This window comes from Oleiphilus sp. HI0117 (genome assembly GCF_001635235.1).
Genome location: NZ_LWGA01001015.1, coordinates 1 through 1,630, shown reverse-complemented (window position 1 = coordinate 1,630; position 1,630 = coordinate 1). Strand labels below are relative to the sequence as shown.

At 43.6% G+C, this 1,630-nt stretch carries 2 protein-coding genes; one reads left to right on the top strand and one right to left on the bottom strand.

Annotation, left to right across the window (positions count from 1 at the left end; translation table 11 throughout):
• Positions 1 to 999 (top strand): EAL domain-containing protein (locus tag A3757_RS18210; protein ID WP_156506401.1); only part of this gene is annotated, 999 nt, incomplete at its 5' end.
• A 59-nt stretch (positions 1,000 to 1,058) separates the two neighbouring features.
• Here the strand turns inward: A3757_RS18210 and A3757_RS18205 are convergent.
• A complete protein-coding gene (locus A3757_RS18205; protein WP_068512558.1) occupies positions 1,059 to 1,478 on the bottom strand; it encodes an OsmC family protein in 420 nt (139 codons plus the stop codon).
• Between the last annotated feature and the right edge of the window lie 152 nt (positions 1,479 to 1,630).

Sequence of the window (1,630 nt, the reverse complement as noted above, 5' to 3'; positions counted from 1 at the left end):
ACTGCATTGTCAGTGTTGATTGGTGAAAGTAAGGCGCATATGGGGTTTTATAACCCAGAGTCAATGATTCGTGCTGCATTAGAGTTAATTGAAGAGAGCTTTGCCCGAATACATCAAAGTGATGAGGGTGTCGATGGATCAGATTCAGAGTATCGAAATGAGCTTGAAGACGAGTTTGCCTCGGATGGCGTTCGTGTTAATGAACCAGAGCCTGTCGCCAATTCAGACAATATCCCGACTTTATATATTGACGAGTCAGAAAACATTTTACCTGAAGATATAGATTTTAGTGCGCTGACGCTTGAGCTGAAGATGCAGGTTGTGGAGTGTTTAAACAATACTGAGAGTGAGGCCGATGCGTCGAGCAGCAATAGCGTATTACAGAATCACGTGAACCTGTTGTGCTTTGTTGAGGGGGGGCAATCGCCTTTTGAGGTCAGTGGCGATGAAGATGCCAAAGAGCTGGATGCATGGTGGATTGCGCAGCTGATAGCCTTGCAGGCACATCAGCACCCTGTTTTAGATGATGAGAACTATGTCCGAGTGCAGATTAGTGGTTACTCTTTATGCGATGAAGAGTTTACTGAACAAATGCTTTCTCTTTCCAGAGCAGGGAAAATTCCCGCTAGAAAAGTATGTTTTGATCTATATGACTGCGCAGCGATTGAAGATATTCACTCTGCGGTGGCTTATATGAACCAATTAAAAGCGGAAGGCTTCAAATTTTGTCTCGATCACTTTGGCTCAGAGCGGTCTCCGTTTGCCTTTCTCAAAGCGTTGCCTTTCGATATGATCAAAATTGATGAGTCGTTTATGGAAGAGCTGAATCAAGCCGAAGGTGATGAAAAGGCGGCGGATTCGATTATAGAAATCGCTCACTATTTAGGTAAGAAAGTCTTGGCTAATGCCGTTGACACAGCCATCTGTCTGCAAAAAATGAAGCACTTGAAGGTCGATTTTGTTCAGGGCTCTTCCGTCTCTGCTTATATCGATTTATAGCAAGAGGCATAGAGCGAATTAGTGAGTTTAATTCGCTCTATATATTCAAGAACTATGGCTCAGGCTTCTTTTATCTCATAGCTGTGAGCGATTTCCACACCGCCTTTCTCAAGCATAATCGAAGCAGAGCAATACTTTTCAGCAGAGAGAGAAACGGCTCTTTTTACTTGGCTTTCTTTAAGCTGCTCACCACTGACAATGAAGTGGATGCTGATCTTGGTAAAAACACTGGGGACTTCGTCGGCACGTTCTGCGTCGATAATTGCTTGGCAGTCAGTTACGTTTTGACGGGATTTTTGCAGAATGCTCATGACGTCAAATGATGTGCAGCCACCCAAACCTAGTAGCAGCATTTCCATAGGTCGAGGGCCTTGGTTTTTTCCGCCATGGTCAGGAGGGCCATCCATTACTATTTCATGACCTGAGCCTGATTGACCTACAAATTTGGCGTCACCGCCCCAATTAATTGTTACGTTCATGTGTGTACCTAATGAGTATTCGTAATGAGAATTGAATTAGCGAAATTGCGTCGAAGAAGTACTTAAAAAAGCGAGTAGAGGACTGTTGGTTCCTCGAATGTCACTTGCTCTAGTGTGTATGTTACAAAATGATGATGCAGAGTAACATAAAT